The sequence below is a fragment of the Streptomyces sp. NPDC058291 genome, from assembly GCF_042880855.1.
Taxonomy (GTDB): Bacteria; Actinomycetota; Actinomycetes; order Streptomycetales; family Streptomycetaceae; genus Streptomyces.
This window is the reverse complement of record NZ_JBHVYK010000011.1, coordinates 80,004-94,620: the sequence shown is the minus strand read 5'-3', so window position 1 is coordinate 94,620 and position 14,617 is coordinate 80,004. Positions and strand designations below refer to the sequence as shown.

Genomic DNA, 14,617 nt, shown 5'->3' with positions numbered 1-14,617 from the left:
GCCGGGCGGCACGGCCCGCCGAGCCCCGCCGGCAGCTCCGGCAGCTCCGGCCGCCCCGGCCGCCCCGGACGACGACCACGCGCCGAACACCGCCTGCCGTCACTCGCCCCGCGGCTTCACCGCGTCAGGTTCCGTGCCGCCTTCCGCGGCTCTCTCCGAGGATCTCTTTCGCCCCGCCCTGCGCAGGTCCCTTCGCCCCGCCCTGCGCAGGTCCCTTCGCCCCGCCCGGCGTGGGGCCTTTCGACCCGCCCTGCGGGGGACTCGTCGACCCGTCCTGCGTGGCGGCCTCCCAGATCTTCCCCGCCACCCTCCTCGCGAACCCCGTCGGGGACGGCTCGTTCGGCAGCCGCGCGGGCGCCACCGTGCCCTTCCGGCTGCCCGCCCGGTCGGCGAACAGCGCCACCGTCAGGACGAGTCGGCCGTCGTATCCGGTGGCCCACACGGTCCGCCGGGCGATCCCCCCACCCGCCCCCGCGACGGCGAAAGCCCGCACCCCCGCCGGGTCCGCGGCGTCGTCGGCCACGGCAGGCGCCGGTCCGGCCCCCGACCGACCGCCCGCCGTCAGCGCCTCCTCCTCGTCCAGGACCCGCCGCACGTCAGGGCGTGCCCGGTAGACGGTGCGGCCCTCCTGCGTGATGCGGGCGACGGTGTACGGGGTGGCGTATCTGCCGTCCGCCGCCACCGTCGCATACGCCGACGCCAGGTTCAGCGGGGTCGGCGCCGCCGTCCTCAGCAGCTTGCCCAGGGGTTCGCCCGCGTCACCCGCCTCGCTGAACGGTTCCAGGGCCGTCCCCGCCTCCACCGCCCCGCTCACCGCGTCGTTGAACGACTGCCGCGCGTAGTCCGAACCCCCGTACAGCAGCCGCACCGCTCCGTCGCCGGGCACCATGCCGACGACGGCCGTGTGCACCCGCACGCTCTTGCCCCCCGGATGCTCCTGCACCAGCTGGGTGGCCCTGTCCTGCAGCGCCAGGTCGAAGGTGGTCGTCACGCTGTAGCCGCCGCTCGCGAGCCGGTCCTCGGTGATGCCGAGCCGGTCGGCGGCCTCCTTCGCGGCGACGTCGATCAGGTACTGCCGCTGGCCCTCCGTCTCGCCCGGCGGATAGAACCGGAACGCGGGGAAGCGCACCGCGGCCCGCTGCTTCGCCGTGATGCTGCCGCTCGCGGCCATCGCGTCGAGCACCCACTCCCAGCGGTTCTCCAGCTTCGCGGTCACCTTCGGATCGGAGCCCGCCCGCTCGTAGTACGAGGGGATGTTGAGGATGGCCGCCAGCGCGGCGCCCTGGGCGACCGTCAGCGCCTTCGCGTCCACGCCGAAGTAGTTGCGCGCGGCGGACTGGATCCCGGCGGCGCCCCGCCCGAAGTACACGGTGTCGAGATAGCCCTCGAGGATCTCGTCCTTGGTGCGGGTGCGGTCCAGCTTGATCGCGATGAGCGCCTCGCGCGCCTTGCGGGTCAACGAGTGTTCCGGGCTCAGCAGCGCGTTCTTCACGTACTGCTGGGTGATGGTGGAGCCGCCCTGCGGGTCGCCGCCCGTCAGCGTCGCCAGCACGGCCCGGGTGATGGCCCGCGGCGAGACCCCGCTGTCCGTGCGGAAGGAGCGGTTCTCCGCGGCGATCACCGCGTCCTGGACATGCCGGGGCACCGCGGACAACGGGACCTCCTGCCGGTCGACCGGTCCGCGCCGGCCCAGATAGGCGCCGTCCGCGTCGAGGAACACGGTGCTCTGGCTGACGGTTTCGGGGTGCGGCTTCGGAATGGACGTCAGGCGGTAGGCCACGACGGCCGCCGCGCACACCGTCGCGAGCAGCACGAGGAAGGCGTAGAACAGCCGGCGAAGCCGCCGGCCCCGGTTGCGCCGGAGCCGGATCCGCAGCGGCGTGCGCCCCCGGCGCCGGCGCTCCGACGGCGCCTTCCTCTTCCTCGGCCGCCACGCCGTGCGCACCGGTCGAGGCAGCGGGCCCGTCCCGTCCCTGTCCGTGTCCCCGTCCAAGTCCCCGATCACGTTCATATCCGCCACCACTCGCGGTCCGACCGTGCGGCGACCCTGCCCGAGGCGTCGTACACCGTGACGATCCGGTCGTCCCCGCCCGCCGAGAGCAGCGCCTTCACGTCCTTGCCGGGCAGCGGCGTGCTCGCGTACCAGATGCCCCACCCCGGACTGCCCGCCAGGACGAGGACCTTCGCCGTGGTCCTGCCGCCGTCGCCGGTTCTCACCTCGACGCGGCCCGGGTCGCCGCGCAGACCGTGGAAGAGGCCCGACAGGAAGAACCCGCCGTTCACGCTGTCCACCCGGAGGGACACGCCCGGCTCGCCGACCGGGCGGTCGCCGTCGTCACCGGGGAGGGAGGCCGACCAGTGCCCGCCGTCGGACGTCAGCCACATCCGCACCCCCGGACCGGCGGTCACCCGCTCGCCCGGCGCCACGACCCGGACCGGGCTCATGGCCTGCCGGCTGCCGTCCCCGGCCCGGACTCCGGACGCCCCGTCCCGCCCACCGTCGCCTCCGAGACGGCCGACGGCGACGAGGGCGACGGGCGCCAGCAGCGCCGCGCAGGCGACCGAGGTCACGGCAAGGCGGCGCCGCCGCCGGATCCGGCCCCCTGCCCGGAGGTCGGCCAGCGGCGCCTCGGACGGGACGACGTCCCGGGCGGCACGGCCGAACGCCTCGCGCAGTTCCCCCGGTTCGGCGCCGGCCTCCTTCAGACCGTGCCGGGCGTGGGCGCGCACCGCCCCCACCGAGCAGCCCAGCAGCTGGGCGATCTCCGCGTCCGCCAGCCCCGCCCAGACCCGCAGCACCACGACGGCCCGTCGGCGCGCGGCCCTCCGTCCGCGCGGCCGGCGCAGATGGTCGCGCACCAGACAGCGCCGCACATGGAAGTCCACGTCGTTGCGCGGAACGCGTCGCCACCGCGCGCAGATCCGCGTCAGCGTTCTCCGGGCCAGTTCCTCCGCGGCCCCGGGATCGTCGGTGAGCAGCCGGGCGGTCACGACCAGCTCGGACCAGTGCGTCCGGGCGTAGGCGGCGAAGTCGTGGCCCGCCGGGAGCACGGGGAGTGCGGGGAGTGCGGGGAGCACGGGGAGAACGGAGGAAGCGGGAAGCGCGGGAACTGCGTCGGGGGTCGGTGGCACGTGGGCGGTCCTTCGGCTCGGGAACTCGGTCGTGGCCGGACGCATGGAGGGCGTCCGGCCTGGTCGGGCAACCGTGGGGTCGTGCACGTAGGTTGAGCAGGCGGCGAGCAGACACCGTTGAGGAAGAAGGAGCCGGGAACCCGTCTGCGCCGTCTTCCCGGTGGGGTCGCGCCTCGCTGGATGCGGCCTACGCGCACTACGCGACCTGTACGCACGGCGGAGGTGGTCAGGTTGCACGGAAAGGGCAGAGATTCCGGTGGAGGCATGACCGAGGACGAGTTCGACGCTTTCTACGCGACCGCGTTCCCCCGGCTGACCGGACAGCTCTACGCCTTCACCGGAGACCACGGCGAGGCCCAGGACGTCGTCCAGGAAGCGTTCGTACGGGCCTGGGACCGGAGGCAGCACTTCCTGTCGGACAGCGCTCCCGAGGCGTGGATCCGCACGGTGGCCATGCGGTTGGCGGTGAGCCGCTGGCGGCGCGCGAGGCGCTGGCTGGAACTCGTACGGCGCACTCCGCCGCCCGACTCCACTCCGGGACCGGGACCGGAGCACACCGCACTCGTGGCCGCCTTGCGCGAACTGCCCCAGGCTCAGCGAATGGCGATCGTCCTGCACCATTTGTGCGACCTCAGCGTGGAGCAGGTAGCCTCCGAGACCGGCGCGCCGGTGGGGACGGTCAAGGCGAGGCTGGCCCGGGGGCGGGCGGAGCTGGCGAGGCGTCTCGCGGGGGACGAGGCCGACGAGCGCGTCGACGAGGCCGACGGGCCGGTCCGGAAGGAGAGCCGCCGTGTCCGATGAACTGTCCGCCGCGCTGCGCGAGTTGGCCGCGGACCGGGCGACGGCTCCGATCGTCGGCGGCCCCGCGACCCGTGCCCGGGCGATGCGCCGCAGACGCCGCCGCCGTGCCGCCGCGACCCTGGCCGCGGGGACCGCGGCCCTCGCGCTGCTGGGCTTCGCGCTGACCCTGCGACTCGGCGAGGGCCCCGACCGGTCGGCCGGGCCCGGCTCCTCCGCCGTGCCGCCGCCGGGTTCCGCCCTGCCGAGGACGGCCACCCCGGCGCCCGTCTCCGGCGCGCTCGACCTGCCCGGAGGCGAGCTCACTTTCGGCGGCCGGGTGATGCCGATCGTCTCGAAGTTCGACCTCTCGTCCGGGCCCACGGGCACGCCGTCGATGAGGGTGGTCGCGAAGAAGAGCCGGGTGGCGCTGACCGTCGACATGCTCCCCAAGGGCTACGCCGTGGTGAACGTCGCGAGCGCGGTCGAGCTGCGCGGCGGGGAGGGCGGCCCGCTCTACGTCGGCGTCGTCGCCCCGGACGTCAAGGCCGCCGGCGATTACGACGCCGAAGGCGCCGTGATCACCCTCGGCGCCGAGGACGCCCGGTGGCTCTACGCCCGGATCCGCCTCGGCGACAGCATCGTGGTCACGGCCGGCGCGGCGCCGGAAGCCACCCCCTCGGCAGCCGACCCGGCGTCCGGTGCCACAGCGTCCCCGTCCGGCGAGGCCCGCGTCGCACCCCCCTCCCGCGCCTCGGCGCCGGTCGGGGAGCACACGGACTAGAGCACGGCCTCGCCGGTCCGAGCCCCGCGCTGTTCGACGCCGATTACCTCACCGTCGAACACGCAAAAATCTATGTCGGCTGGAGTAGACATTGGGTGGTGCGGCGGTTATGGTTTCTCTCGTAGCCCAGAGAAACACCGGGCCGGCAGACACGAACTGCCGGGAGCAGTGCCGAAGTTGCAGTACCGAAGTTGCAGTTGGCAGGACGGTGCGGTGGTGGAGTTTCGAAGCCAGTGTCATAGCAGGGCGGCGACGAGACTGACGACCGGACCGGGTGGCCCGCAGTGATCAGGGGCCGCCGTCAGCAGTACCGCAGTGCAGTACCCGCAAGTGCAGTACCGCATCACCGCAGTACCCAGCAGTGAAGGCAGTGAGCAGCACCTCGGTGAAGGCGTCGGCTGCGGGCGCGCGCACCGGGAGGTTCGGCAGTGGGGTTCCAAGCCAGAGCAGACGCAGGACGGGCGACGGGGCTGGCTGCCGAAAGGGTGGCGCTGGAACAGGCCACCGAGCAGTACGCATGACCAGCAGTACGCAGTCCCCCGTTGGAAAAGCAGTTGATCGCCCAGGGAAGAACGGAGGAGCCGAACGCCATCAGGATCGCCCGGGCCGAAGCCTTGAACCCGGGTACCGCAGGACATCGATAGTGAGGTGGTCTCCGGTCAAGCAACCGCGATCCCTGCATTCCCGGCAGCTAGACGGCCGGGTCGGCGGACCCTCAAGGCGGGGCCAGATGGCGGCGGGCTGTTGGGGTAGCTGTTCATTGGGCCCCTGGCGCCGTACGGCGCCAGGGCCCCTCCACGTGTTGTGCAGACGTGTTCTACAGAGAGGTGTCAATGACAGCAGGCGATTCCTTCGGCCGCCTCGACGACGACGACTACCCCGCCTTCACCATGGGCCGTGCCGCCGAGATGCTCGGCACCACCCAGGGCTTCCTGCGCGCCATCGGTGAGGCCCGCCTCATCACCCCGCTGCGCTCCGCGGGCGGACATCGCCGCTACTCCCGCTACCAGCTGCGCATCGCCGCCCGCGCCCGCGAACTCGTCGACCAGGGCACGCCCGTCGAAGCAGCCTGCCGCATCATCGTCCTCGAGGACCAACTCGAGGAGGCCCAGCGCATCAACGCCGAACACCACCGCGCCGCCTCCCCGCACCCCGCCGACACCTGACGCCCGGCCGGCGGCGACGGAGAACGCCGGTCGGCACAACGCCGACTGTCAGTGGCCCCGGCTAGAGTCTCGGACGCGCGGTCGGCTTCCGGGGTGTCCAGCTCTGGAGAGCAGCTGCATCCCCGACTCTGTCCGGGGGCGGCCCGGGAGCAACCCGGGACCTAACCGACGGGTCGGGCTCAGCCGATGGCCAAGTGCGAGACCCGCCAGCGCCGACCGCGCACCCGTCACCCTGTACGCCGGCGGAGAGCGGGTGGCGCGGCGTAAGCGGAACCCTCGCCGTGGACGACGGCCACTTCACGGACGCGAGGAGCGGTCACTCCGACGCGGGACGACAGCGGGACCTCGCGGCCGGCCTGGACGACCTGGTCCGCGCCGAGCGTGCGAAGCACCAGAAGGGCCAGGATCACGACCCCGCGCACCACACGCTGGCTCCTCGTTCCGGTTCCAGGCCGACGGCTTCGCACGACTCGCCGTTTCCCCGCTCGGTACACCCTTCTCCGCTCGGTACACCCTTCCTGCGGTCGGCTGGTCAGCGTGCGGCCACCGTCGCCGTCGTCCCCCGGTCGGCTGGTCAGCGTGCGGCCACCGTCGCCGTCGTCCCCGCTCCAAGGCAATTGCCAAGGTAAGAGTCCGTTTCGGATGCCGGCGCCGAGGGCGGCATTGCGCGTGATCAACAGCGTTGCGCCATGGCAACCTGCGTGCTGACACAGCCATTTGGATCCGGAGGTACACCGCCCGTGGCGGCGAAGAACAATCCGACTGTCAGGAGACGACGTCTCGGCGCGGAGCTTCGCCGGCTCCGCGTGGCCCGTGGGCTGAAGAGCACAGAAGTGGCCGAGCGGCTCATGGTCTCCCAGCCCAAGATCAGCCATCTGGAGAACGGCAACCGTGCCGTCAGCCCCCGCGATGTACGCGACCTGTGCGCGATCTACGAAGTGACGGACCAGCAGCTCATCGACTCCCTGATGGAGATGGCCAGGGAATCCGGTCAGCGGGGCTGGTGGCACCCCTACGGCGGTCTCTCCGACAGCGTCTACATCGGCCTGGAGACAGACGCCGCTTCCCTGCACGCCTACGCACCGATGGTGGTCCCCGGGCTGCTGCAGACCCCTGCCTACGCCCAGGCTGTCATTGGGGAAACGATCCCTCCGCCCACTGTCGAACAGGCCGCCGCGCACCTCAAGGTGCGGCTCCGCCGACAGCACCGGATCTACGACCCGGCCCGCCCGCTGCGCCTGTGGGTCGTCCTCGACGAATCGGCGCTGCACCGCGTCGTCGGGGGCCCCGACGTCATGCGGGAACAACTGGAGCACCTGAACGCCCTCGGCGCCGAGCCGCACATCACGGTGCAGGTCCTTCCCTACGGGGTGGGCGCTCACCCGGGCCTGTCAGGACAGTTCTCCCTCCTGCGGTTCGCCGACGGTCCGGAGGCAGGGGTGGTGTACCTGGAGCGGTTCACCAGCGACCTCTACCTGGAGAAGCCGTCGGACGTGCAGCACTACAGCGTGATGTACGAACACCTCCAGGCCCAGGCCCTCACCCCGGACAGCAGCCGCGACTTCATCGTCGGGACCGCCAGGACGTACATCGACGCGGCGGTCCCGCACTGAGTGCGGGTCGCGGGAGCCGGCCCCTGTCGAACGCCCTCCGTGGGGCGCGCGTCCGCCGCGGTGCTGCGATTCCCCTGGCGATCGCGGCGTTGATCAGTGCCGCGGTGACGACGGTCGCCACGGCCTCACCTCCTTCGGCCGGAGGGCCCTAGGAAGGTCGTGAGCCGACGGCACGGGCTCGTACTCCTCGACCGAAGAGTACGAGCCGACGGCACGGGCCGTATTCCTCGGCCGAGGCGTACGCTGAAAGGGACCGAGGATATTTCGCGCACGGGCTTCCACGCCCGTGTCGTTTTCGGCGATCGCATAGGCCGGTCCGACCGCGGTCGGACCGGGGGCAGGGTCCGCTTCATGGCTGCGACCATTTCCCTCTCGCCGACACTCGAAGACCGGTTCTCGCCGTCCTCCCCCCACTTCTTCCCCTCTCCGCCTGTCGCTGGCTCCCGACCGCGCCGCACCGGCTCTGCTGGACGGCGCGTGGTGGCCCCGATCCCGAGATCTCAGGGTGGAACTCCCGATCCTGGCAGCGGTACTGGACCCGCTGTGGGGCCGGATCACCCGGGTCACGGTGAACCCCACGCACTGGCCGGTCGTGCCGCGCAAGGTGCCCGTCGCCGGACACGTCGTGAAGGCGGGCTGGTTCCCGGCCGAGCAGTATCCCCACGAACCGCTGCTGCTCTCCTACCGCACGGGTCGCTGGAACCTGCCGGTGATCCCGCCTCGGACGGACCCCGCCTCGGCCGCCTCCCGGTACCGCGGCACTGCGGAGGGAGACGACTCCCAAGCGCACGGGGACGTTCGACGGCACGTGGTGGCCGCAGTCCCGCGACCTCGACCGCCAACTGTTCGGCCCGCCCGTCGCGTTGGCCGCCCGGCCAGGTTCGCTCGCCCGTGTCGGCCTCGACACGGGCGCCTGGGACGAGAGGCCGGGCCGTCTGGTCGTCGACGGTCGTGCCGTCCGCGTCTACCGGTCGGCCGTCGGTGACGACACCGTGATCGTCGCTCTGCGTCACCAGGGCCACTGCGTGTTCCTGATGATCCGTCCACAGACCGCCCCTTCGCCCCCTCGCGCCGCGATGGCCCTGGCCGTACGGGACGACACCGTCGCCTCGGCCGAACGGATTTCCGCCGGCGGCGACCTCACCCCCACCGACCGGACGCGCGTACTGCCCGGTGCCCCCGACTGGTAGCAGTCCGGACCGTACGGCGCGCCCCTCCGGTGTCGGAGGCCGAGTTCAGACAGCGAGTTCGACACCGCCGTTCAGGAACCGGGCTCAGGTGCCGGGCTCAGGCGCCGGGCTCAGGAACCGAGCTCAGGCGCCGAGCCCCGTTCAGGAACCGGGCTCAGGTGCCGGGCTCAGGAACCGAGCTCAGGCGCCGAGCTCAGGAACCGAGACAGGAACTCGGTTCGCCGGACCGGAGATTCATCCCGTCCGTCACCGCGCACGCCCGTCAGCGTCCCCATGCGTCCGGACAGAGGAGCCATGGCCTTTCCACAACTGAACGTCTACCGGTACGAACGCGGCACCCGTGCCCTGGTGACCCTCGCGGGAGAGATCGATCTGACCACGGCTCCGCAGGTGAGGCAGGCGCTGGCCGAGTGTCTGAGCGAGGGCGTCCGCAGCATCGACGTCGACCTCACGGCAGTCACCTTCTGCGACGCCGCCGGGCTCAACGCCTTCCTGCTGGCGTCCCGGTTCGCCACGGAGGCCGGCAGGACACTGCGACTGCACTACCCGCCGCAGAGCATGGCCCGCGTCATCGAGATCACCGGCTCCGGATTCCTGCTCCACTCGTCACCCGCCGGCGCGGGATCGGGTCGGATTCCCGTCGCCCCGGGCGGTGTGCTGTGACGCCCCCGCCCGGGCAGCAGCCGCACGGGGACGGAAACACCTCGTCCACCGCGGACGCTCTACGCCTGCGGCGGCTGAACCGCTGGCAGGCCGAGACCCTCAAGGAGGACCTGGCCGATCTGTACGTGGAGTGCTCCCGGGCACGCCCCGGTGAGGGGTACCGGGGCCGGGAGGCGTTCCTGCGGCGGTTCACCGGCGCCGTCCGACGGCCCGGCTTCGCCCTGCTGATCGCGGAGAGCACCGCTTTCGCCGGGTGTGTCTACGGATTCCCGGTACGACGCGAGGGGACGTGGTGGCGAGGTTTCGACGGCCCCCTTCCGCGGAGCGTCGAACAGCTCACGGCGTCCGGTCACGTCTTCGCGATCACCGAGACCCTCGTTCACCCCCACACGGACGACAAGGACCTCGCCCGTCGCCTTCAGCGACGCCTGCTCGCTGACCATCACGCCTCGCTCGGGGCGACGTTGGTGGACCAAGCCGACTCGGCGGTCTGCGACGCCTTCATGTCGTGGGGCTGGCAGGACATCGGGCTGGTTCGTCGGCCGTCCGACCAGCGGTCTCTCCGGCCGTCGGACCCCGTGGTGCTACGAGCACTCGTCCTTCCCCTCGGGCTCGGGCCGCGTACGGTCGCCCACCCGGACGGGCTCGCCCACGAGAACCGCACCCAGCGGCCCGGCTGAGAGAAAACACCGGCCGTGCGGCGCCTGGCGTGGGGCATTTGGTTCCCGGGGCGCCGTCCGTTCGAGACCGAGGCGTAGTCGAAATGACGAATCTCATTATTTACACAGCACTGTCCGCTGTCTGAATGAGCGTCAATTTTCCCCTGCCTGTCCATGCCGAGGCAGGGATATTGCTGCGTAATATGCGGCGGCAGCGACATGGCATCCCGGGTGATCGGCAGGGCCCGGTACGCCACGGCCCCCACAGGAAATGGCCTTTTGATGAAGCTGAAGATCCCTCAGGCGGCTGACCGCCGTACCTTGTCCGGCGTGCTGGCTTCCGCCCTCGCCGCAACCATCGCCGCCGTGCTGGTCGTCCTGACGCCAACGCAGGCACTCGCCATCGCCACGCCGGTGCCGCTGGCCACGGCCGCGAGCTTCTCCGTTCTGTCGGGCCAGGGAGTCACCAACACCGGCCCCTCGGTGATCAGCCACGACCTCGGCACGCACCCGAACCCGGCCATCTCCGGATTCCCGCCCGGCCAGGTACTCGGCGCCGTGCACGCCGCGGACGCGGTCGCCCTGCAGGCCAAGGCCGACCTGGTCACGGCGTACAACAACGCGGCCAGCCAGGCCACCAACTTCGCCCTTCCGGCAGCCATCGGCAACGGACAGACACTGCTTCCGGGCGTCCACACCGCTGTCTCCGGCGTCGGACTCACCGGTGACCTGACCCTGGACGCCGCGGGCGACCCGAACGCCGTCTGGGTGTTCCAGATCCCCGAAGCTCTGACGACGGCGACCTCCAGCCGAGTGCTCCTCACCAACGGGGCTTCGGCGTGCAACGTGTTCTGGCAGATCGGGAGTTCCGCCACCCTCGGCACCACGTCCACGTTCGTGGGCACCATCATGGCTCTGACCTCGATCACCGTGACGACGGGGACGAACATCGAGGGGCGGGCGCTGGCGCGCAACGGCTCCGTGACGCTGGACAACAACCGGATCTTCCTCGGCGGGTGTGCGACCTCCACCACCGGCGGAACGACGACGGGAACGACCACCGGCACCACCACCGGCACCACCACGGGAACGACCACCGGCACCACCGCGGGAACGACCACCGGTACCACGACCGGGCCCAACGCCCCGTCCACCAGCGGCGGCCTTCTCGGCGGTGGCCTCGTCACCGGTGGCCTCGTCAGCGGCGGCCTCCTGGGCGGGCCGATCGTCGGGACCGGCGGCACCTCGGGCAACGTGGCCGGCAACACAGCCGGGAACACCGCCGGTAACTCGTCCGGAAACACCGCGGGCAACACCGCCGGGAACACCGGCAACACCGCGGGCAACACCGCCGGGAACACCAATGGCGGACAGGGCGCCGGCGGGCACGACCATGCACCGGGCGGACCGAACCACGAGGGCGGCCCCGGCAAGCACGACCACGGCAAGTACGACCACGGTCAGGGCCAGGAGGACCACGGTCAGGGTCAGGAGGACCACGGCAAGTACGACCACGGCCAGGGTCAGGAGGACCACGGCAAGGGTCAGGAGGACCACGGCAAGTACGACCACGGCCAGGGCCAGGAGGACCACGGCAAGGGTCAGGACGACTACGGCAAGGACGACCACGGCAAGGGTCAGGACGACCACGGCAAGGACGACCACGGCAAGGACGACCACGGTCCGCAGTCCGACGAGAACTACGGCTACGACGGGGCGCCGAAGGGCTACGAGGGCTAGGCAGCGACCGGCGGTCGGTCCGCACACCGGATGACGGCGCGCGGCGGAATTCTCATCGAGTCCGCCGCGCGCCGTCGGTGGCAGTCAGCGAGAAGCCAGGCGCGAACAGCTGATAGAGAAAGACAGGTAGGCGGTGTCGAGCGGAATCGACTCAGCGGACGTGGAGGAAATCCAGCAGTCCGACTCCGGTCCGGCCACGCAGGAATCCCCTGATGCCATGGCCGCTCCTCCCGGGCTGCCGATAAGCGCCCGTGCACTGAAAGCAGGGCTGTACACCGCCGTGGCATTGTGTCTGGCGGCGAGTTGCATCCACGTGATTCTGGTGTTCCTCCACGTGGCGCCGGCCAACACCGTCTCGAAACGCTACAGCCCGCTGATCAATGCGTGGGTGTATCCCTTCTTCGAACAGAATTGGCGGCTTTTCGCTCCGGATCCCGAATCCGTCAACCGGCAGATTCTGGCGAGAACCGCGCACACCGGCTCCGACGGATCGGTTCAGGTGAGTCCCTGGTTCGACCTCACCGCCGTGGACCGTTCAGCGGTCGAGCATCATCCGTTCCCGAGCCACACCGCACAGAACATGCTGCGTCGTGCCTGGGCCGGCTACGTCGACTCGCACGGAGCAGACGACAAGGCGCGCACGGAGCGCGCGCTGATGATGCAGAAGTACCTGAGCAACATCGCCGCGGACCGGGCCGCCACACGCCAGGACGGCGCCTTCGACTTCATTCAGCTCCGCGTCGTGACGCTGCCCATCCCCATCCCCGTGCCCGGACCGGCCGCCGGCAATCGCCCGCCGACGCCGGTGGAGAGCCGGCTCCTGCCCTGGTGGAAGGTGACCCGCCATGGAAAATGAGGCACAGACGGCCCCGTCCCTCGGCGTCGTCCCGCGGCTCGCCGAGCGGATCACCGCCGTGTGGGACCTCCTGACGGGCCGCCCGCTGTCCCTGTACGGGGCGGCGGTGCTGCGCATCGGCTACGGACTGCTCTATCTGGTCTTTCTGCTGCGCGAGTTCCCGCACCGTGACGAGATCTGGGGTCCCGGTTCTCCGTGGACGCCCGCCCTGGCACACCAGCTCTTCCAGCAGACGGGCTGGTTCAGCATCCTGGTCCTGTCCGACAGCCGCGTCTACTTCGAACTCTGCTATGTGCTGGCGCTGGTCACGGCCGCGCTGTTCCTGCTGGGATGGCGTACTCGTGTCCTGTCGGTCCTCTTCGCCGTCGTGGTGACCTCGTTCCACAGCCGGGCGATCTTCATGACGGACGGGGGCGACAACCTGATCCTGCTGATGTCCCTCTACCTCGTCCTCACGGCCTGCGGCCGACGCTGGTCCCTGGACGCGCGCAGAGACCGGCTGAAGACGATGATTCGTGCGGCCGACGCGCCTGCCTCGGCGAGGGGCCACTTCGCGTGGCGACTCCACGATGCCCGCACCACGTTGATCACGGTGGTGCACAACTGCGGCATGTTCCTGATCGCGGCACAGGTCTGCTTTCTCTACGGTTCAGCCGGCCTGTACAAGGTCCAGGGAGCTTCCTGGGGCGGCGGCACCGCGCTCCACTACGTGCTGAACCTCGAACTCTTCCGGCCCTGGCCCGCCCTCTCCCACTTCGTGGACGAGCACACGCTCCTGGTCGCCGTCGCCGGCTACCTGACCGTGCTCTTGCAGGTGGCCTTCCCGTTCGTGCTCTTCGGCAGGCTCAAATATCCCGTCCTGACCATGCTGTTGGGCATGCACACCGGCATCGCCGTGCTGATGGGGCTGCCCCTCTTCTCCGGCGCGATGATCGTCGCGGACGCCGTGTTCCTTCCCGACCGCTTCTACGCCTTCCTGCCCCGCCTCTGCCGACGCGTGCTGCGGCGGACGGACAGCGGTCGCCCGGCGCCCTCACGGGCGGCGGGCCCCGGAGCCGTGCCTGCGCAAGGCGGACCGGGCGGCACACCCGGCACGAAGCACCGAGTCGTCCTCCCGGCAGGGCGTAAGGACACCGCGTCCGCCTCCGCGTCCCCGTGCGGCTCGGCGTCCACGGCAGGCCACTCTGGCCAGTCCTGCGAGAAGGCCGCGCTGATCCACCAGCCCTCCGACGACGACCGACAGCAGGAAGTCGCAGCCGGCCTCGACGCCACCGTACGGAAGGCGAGGGCCGCCGCAGCGAAGGGAGCGTCGGGCGAGCCTTCTGGCACGAATCCGGCACGCGACGAGTGATCGTCGAGCACAGCGAAAAGGCCCGGGTCGACGACCTGGGCCTTCTGCATGGAGCGGGTGACGAGAATCGAACTCGCGCTCTCAGCTTGGGAAGCGACGGCGCTTGGGCGGCCGCATGGTCGTTGACCTGCATGGATGCCGTTTTGTTGTCGCCAAGCCCTCTCGGAACAGCGCGGCATGTTCGTGGTGGAGGGCGGCGTCGAAGTTCTGCGGCTGTCGGCTGTCCGGGTTCAGGCTGACCCGGTCCATGCGCTCACCGGCGGCGCGGGTGCGCTGGGCCATCCCGTGGTTCTTCAGCAGCTTGACCGCACCGGCGGACTGAGCGGGAGACCGACGCCGTTGTCTGCCGCCTGCGCTTCCGGCTGCTGTGACCCTCGCCTCCGGCGGCGTATGAGTCCCGTCAACGGTGCGGCGGTGGCCGTAAGAGAGGCGTCAACGACCACGGCGTCCGGTCAGAAGGGCGGTTTCCTCTAATCGTCCGTTCCACCCGAACCTCACCAGGAGTTCGCGATGGCCGATCTGGCCTTCGTCGTCACCACGGTCGCGGTGTTCGCGCTGGTGGCCCTCGTCGCCAAGGGGGTGACGAAGCTGTGACCGTCGAAAACGTAGTCGGCCTGCTCGTGGCCGTCGGCCTGCTGGGTTATCTCGTCCTCGCGCTGATCTTCCCAGAGAGGTTCTGAGAAACA

At 70.9% G+C, this 14,617-nt stretch carries 12 protein-coding genes and 2 pseudogenes; 12 read left to right on the top strand and 2 right to left on the bottom strand.

Features of this window, described 5'->3' with window-relative positions; all coding sequences use genetic code 11:
* Positions 1-124: 124 nt before the first annotated feature.
* The gene (locus ACFVYK_RS08370) at positions 125-2,011 is read right to left on the bottom strand and encodes a transglycosylase domain-containing protein (protein ID WP_389770144.1); all 1,887 of its coding nucleotides are present in this window, start codon (positions 2,009-2,011) and stop codon (positions 125-127) included.
* Positions 2,008-3,078, bottom strand: a complete 1,071-nt coding sequence (locus ACFVYK_RS08365; protein WP_389770141.1) for a sigma factor-like helix-turn-helix DNA-binding protein — start codon at positions 3,076-3,078, stop codon at positions 2,008-2,010. Before ACFVYK_RS08365 ends, ACFVYK_RS08370 begins: the two co-directional genes overlap by 4 nt.
* A gap of 318 nt (positions 3,079-3,396) precedes the next feature.
* Between ACFVYK_RS08365 and ACFVYK_RS08360 the strand changes: the two genes are divergently transcribed.
* The 12 genes and pseudogenes from ACFVYK_RS08360 (at position 3,397) to kdpF (ending at position 14,611) form a co-directional block, all read left to right on the top strand.
* Positions 3,397-3,933: a SigE family RNA polymerase sigma factor gene (locus ACFVYK_RS08360; protein ID WP_389770138.1), complete on the top strand. Its 537-nt coding sequence runs from the start codon at positions 3,397-3,399 to the stop codon at positions 3,931-3,933.
* The gene (locus ACFVYK_RS08355; protein WP_389770136.1) at positions 3,923-4,693 is read left to right on the top strand and encodes a hypothetical protein; all 771 of its coding nucleotides are present in this window, start codon (positions 3,923-3,925) and stop codon (positions 4,691-4,693) included. Before ACFVYK_RS08360 ends, ACFVYK_RS08355 begins: the two co-directional genes overlap by 11 nt.
* A gap of 833 nt (positions 4,694-5,526) precedes the next feature.
* Positions 5,527-5,859 carry a MerR family transcriptional regulator gene (locus tag ACFVYK_RS08350; RefSeq protein ID WP_389770134.1) on the top strand — a complete coding sequence of 111 codons (333 nt, stop codon included), beginning with the start codon at positions 5,527-5,529 and terminating at the stop codon, positions 5,857-5,859.
* Positions 5,860-6,599: 740 nt separating this feature from the next.
* Positions 6,600-7,472 (top strand): helix-turn-helix domain-containing protein, encoded by an 873-nt coding sequence (locus ACFVYK_RS08345; protein WP_389770132.1) that lies wholly within the window; start codon positions 6,600-6,602, stop codon positions 7,470-7,472.
* Between the two features lie 355 nt (positions 7,473-7,827).
* Positions 7,828-8,160, top strand: a pseudogene (locus ACFVYK_RS08340) (DUF5994 family protein); the annotation flags it as partial.
* Between the two features lie 73 nt (positions 8,161-8,233).
* Positions 8,234-8,662, top strand: a complete 429-nt coding sequence (locus ACFVYK_RS08335) for a DUF5994 family protein (RefSeq protein WP_389770236.1) — start codon at positions 8,234-8,236, stop codon at positions 8,660-8,662.
* A 294-nt stretch (positions 8,663-8,956) separates the two neighbouring features.
* The gene (locus ACFVYK_RS08330) at positions 8,957-9,325 is read left to right on the top strand and encodes an STAS domain-containing protein (protein WP_389770129.1); all 369 of its coding nucleotides are present in this window, start codon (positions 8,957-8,959) and stop codon (positions 9,323-9,325) included.
* Entirely contained in the window at positions 9,322-10,005 is a 684-nt protein-coding gene (locus ACFVYK_RS08325; protein WP_389770127.1) for a hypothetical protein, read from the top strand. Before ACFVYK_RS08330 ends, ACFVYK_RS08325 begins: the two co-directional genes overlap by 4 nt.
* Before the next feature lie 309 nt (positions 10,006-10,314).
* A complete protein-coding gene (locus ACFVYK_RS08320) occupies positions 10,315-11,724 on the top strand; it encodes an ice-binding family protein (protein WP_389770124.1) in 1,410 nt (469 codons plus the stop codon).
* Positions 11,725-11,884: 160 nt separating this feature from the next.
* Complete coding sequence (locus ACFVYK_RS08315; RefSeq protein WP_389770121.1) at positions 11,885-12,580, top strand: DUF5819 family protein; 696 nt, start codon at positions 11,885-11,887, stop codon at positions 12,578-12,580.
* A pseudogene (locus tag ACFVYK_RS08310) lies at positions 12,570-13,661 on the top strand (HTTM domain-containing protein); the annotation flags it as partial. The gene ACFVYK_RS08315 and the pseudogene ACFVYK_RS08310, both read left to right, overlap by 11 nt.
* A gap of 860 nt (positions 13,662-14,521) precedes the next feature.
* Positions 14,522-14,611, top strand: coding sequence for a K(+)-transporting ATPase subunit F (kdpF, locus tag ACFVYK_RS08305; RefSeq protein ID WP_389770119.1), 90 nt, complete (start codon positions 14,522-14,524; stop codon positions 14,609-14,611).
* Positions 14,612-14,617: the final 6 nt, after the last annotated feature.

Bases quoted from the DNA above. Each gene is read 5' to 3' on its own strand.
- ACFVYK_RS08370 (WP_389770144.1), bottom strand. From the start codon at position 2,011: ATGAACGTGATCGGGGACTTGGACGGGGACACGGACAGGGACGGGACG.
- ACFVYK_RS08360 (WP_389770138.1), top strand. From the start codon at position 3,397: ATGACCGAGGACGAGTTCGACGCTTTCTACGCGACCGCGTTCCCCCGG.
- ACFVYK_RS08350 (WP_389770134.1), top strand. From the start codon at position 5,527: ATGACAGCAGGCGATTCCTTCGGCCGCCTCGACGACGACGACTACCCC.
- ACFVYK_RS08330 (WP_389770129.1), top strand. From the start codon at position 8,957: ATGGCCTTTCCACAACTGAACGTCTACCGGTACGAACGCGGCACCCGT.